A 2,784-nucleotide genomic window follows, 5' to 3' on the forward strand; every position below is an offset into this window, starting at 1 on the left:
GTCCTGGCGGCGGGACTGGTGGCCTGGCAGGCGGACGCCCTGTTCGGCGGGGCCTCCGGAACGGACTCCGGCTCCTCCGCCCCGCCCTCCGACACCTGGTCCGACGGGCGGCCCGAGGCCGGGCCGACTCCTTCGGACACCCCGTCACCGTCACCGTCGCCGTCGGACACCCCTTACGACGCCTCCTCCAGCACCGGGCCCCCTGCGGACGCCGCCTCCGATCCGTCGCCGTCGCCGTCGGAGGCGGTGACGGACCTGTCGGGGCGGTGGAACGGCAGTTACGTCTGCAACCAGGGCATCACCGGCCTGGTCCTCACCGTCGAGCAGTACCAGGACGGCAGTGTCACCGGGGTGTTCGCGTTCTACCCGGCGCCCTCCAACCCCACGGTGCCGCGCGGGTCGTTCGCCGTGGCGGGGACCTTCGGGAGCGGGGTGCTCACGCTGCGGGCGACCCACTGGATCGAGCAGCCGCCGGGTTACCTCACGGTCGACCTCCAGGCCGCGTACGACCCTTCGGCCCCCGGTCATCTGGACGGGCGGGTCTACGGGGCGAACTGCACGACCTTCTCGGCCGACCGCACCTGACCACGGGCCACGTGACCACGGGGCCGCACCCGGTCTCCGTCGGCCCCGGTCACCGCCTCACCCCCGGGGCCCGGCACCCTCCCGCTCGGCCGCCGCGACGGTGTCGCGGACGCGGCCCAGGAGGGTGCGCAGGACGGTGCGGTCCTCGGAGGTGAGGGCGCCGGTGGCGGTGCGCAGGGCCTCGCGGTCCATCGCCTCGGCCTCCTGGTGGCAGGCGCGGCCCGCGTCGGTGAGGGCGAGCAGGTGGGCGCGGCGGTCCGTGGGGTGCGGGAGGCGGACGACCAGACCGTCGCGTTCCAGGGCGTCGACCAGGCTGGTGGCCGTGCGGGCGGCGACGCCGAGCATGTCGCTGAGGTCGCGCATGCGCATCGGCTCGGCGGCGTGGGCGAGGAAACGCAGGGCGCGCAACTGGGCGACGGTGGTGCCCTTCTCGGCCAGCCTGCCGTCGACGAAGAGCCGCAGACGGTGGGTCGTCGCGAACAGCTCGTCGATCAGCGGGTCACTGCTGCCCGGGACGTTCCTCACCTTGGTGCTCCTGTGCTCGTGGCGGTCGGCGACTCTCGCCCCCGTTCCTATCGCACACGCGGGGCGGGAACGGGCCCGGTGGCCCGGTTCGGTCCGTGCCGACCGGAACGGATGTGCTGAGCCTACACATACTGAGTATACTCAGCACATGCCCGTTCGCCCGCTGCGTCTCGACCAGCGCATAGTCGTCCCTGTCGTCTGTGTGGTCACCGCGTTCATGTCCATCGTGGACGGAGCCGGCACCACCGTCGCCCTGCCCTCCATCGGCCGTGACTTCGGACTCGCCACCGCGGGTCTCGACGCCGTCGTCGTGGTCTACCCCGTCTGCGTCGGCCTCGCCGTGCCCCTGTCGGCCTGGCTCGGCGACCGCTTCGGCGGGCGCCGCACCGTCCTGACGGCCTTCGCCGTCTTCACCGTCGCCTCCGGACTCTGCGGCGTGGCCGGGTCACTGGGCGAACTCGTCCTGTGGCGCGCCCTCCAGGGTTTCGCCGCCGGCATCCTGCTGCCGGTCACCGCCGCCCTGCTGTACCGCACCTTCAGCCTGTCCGAGCAGGTGAAGGTCTCCCGCTACATGATCATCCCGCAGCAGGTGGCGCCCGCCCTGGCCCCGATGGGCGCGGGCTGGCTGGTGGACAACATGACCTGGCGCTGGGTGTTCTACGCCAACCTGCCGATCGGCATCGCCGTCCTCGTCTTCGGCTTCCTCTTCCTCGAGGAGCACCGCGACCACGTCCCCGGGCGGCTGGACGTGCCCGGTCTGGTGCTGACCGCCTTCGGCACCGCCGGGCTGATGTTCGGCGTCAGCGAGGGCGCCGAGATGGGCTGGAGCAGCGTGCCGGTCGTGGCCGGTCTGGCCGGCGGCGCGGTGCTGCTGGCGGCGGCCGTGGCGGTGGAGCTGCGGGTGCCCGAACCGGCGCTGCGGGTGAGGCTGTTCACCGACCGCCTGTTCCGGGACACCAACGTGATCGCGTTCCTCGGCTTCACCGCGTTCATGGGCGCGATGTTCGTCGGGCCGCTGTTCCTGCAGCAGGGGCTGGGCCTCAGTGCCTGGGAGTCCGGTTCCAGCACCTTCGCCGAGGCGTTCGGCGTGCTGCTCACCATGCAGCTCGTCACGCCGCTCTACGCCCGGATCGGTCCGCGCAAGCTCGTCGGCTTCGGGCTGCTCGGGGTCGCGCTGGTACTGGTGGCCTTCTCCCGGCTGGACGCGGACTCCTCGCTGTGGACGTTCCGCGCTCTGATGTTCCTGCTGGGCGCGGCGATGGGCGGGGTGTTCATGCCCACCACGGTCGCCTCGTTCACCGGCATCGGGAAGGCGGACGTCTCCCATGCCGCGACCTTGAACACGGTGGTCCGGCAGGCCGCCGGCGCGACCGCCCCGGCGGTGGCGACCGTGGTGCTGGCCTCGGCCGCGGTGGTCGGCACCGGGGCCGACGCCCATCCGCCGGTCTCCGCCTTCCAGCAGGCGTACCTGGTGCTGGCGGTGGTCTCCGCGCTCGCCGCCGTCTTCGCCTTCACGATGCCGGACCGCGCCGCGCGGATCGCCGCCTCGGACCGGACCGTCGCCGCGCGGCGGGAGACCGTGGACGCCTGAGCGGGCCGTCTCGGCCTCCGCCGCCGTGCCCCGTGTCGCCGTGCCGGCGTGCCGGCGTGCTGGCGTGCCGGCGTGCCGCGGCG

At 73.3% G+C, this 2,784-nt stretch carries 2 protein-coding genes and 1 pseudogene; 2 read left to right on the forward strand and 1 reads right to left on the reverse strand.

Annotation, left to right across the window (positions count from 1 at the left end; genetic code table 11):
* Positions 1 to 585, forward strand: a pseudogene (locus ACOV8S_RS24240) (hypothetical protein); the annotation flags it as partial.
* Positions 586 to 642: 57 nt separating this feature from the next.
* On the opposite strand, the gene ACOV8S_RS24245 reads toward ACOV8S_RS24240, so the two are convergent.
* Positions 643 to 1,110 (reverse strand): MarR family winged helix-turn-helix transcriptional regulator, encoded by a 468-nt coding sequence (locus ACOV8S_RS24245; RefSeq protein ID WP_448320270.1) that lies wholly within the window; start codon positions 1,108 to 1,110, stop codon positions 643 to 645.
* Positions 1,111 to 1,258: 148 nt separating this feature from the next.
* On the opposite strand from ACOV8S_RS24245, the gene ACOV8S_RS24250 reads away from it, so the two are divergent.
* A complete protein-coding gene (locus tag ACOV8S_RS24250; RefSeq protein WP_448320272.1) occupies positions 1,259 to 2,701 on the forward strand; it encodes a DHA2 family efflux MFS transporter permease subunit in 1,443 nt (480 codons plus the stop codon).
* The last annotated feature ends 83 nt before the right edge of the window (positions 2,702 to 2,784 follow it).

It is taken from the genome of Streptomyces sp. CO7 (genome assembly GCF_053474865.1).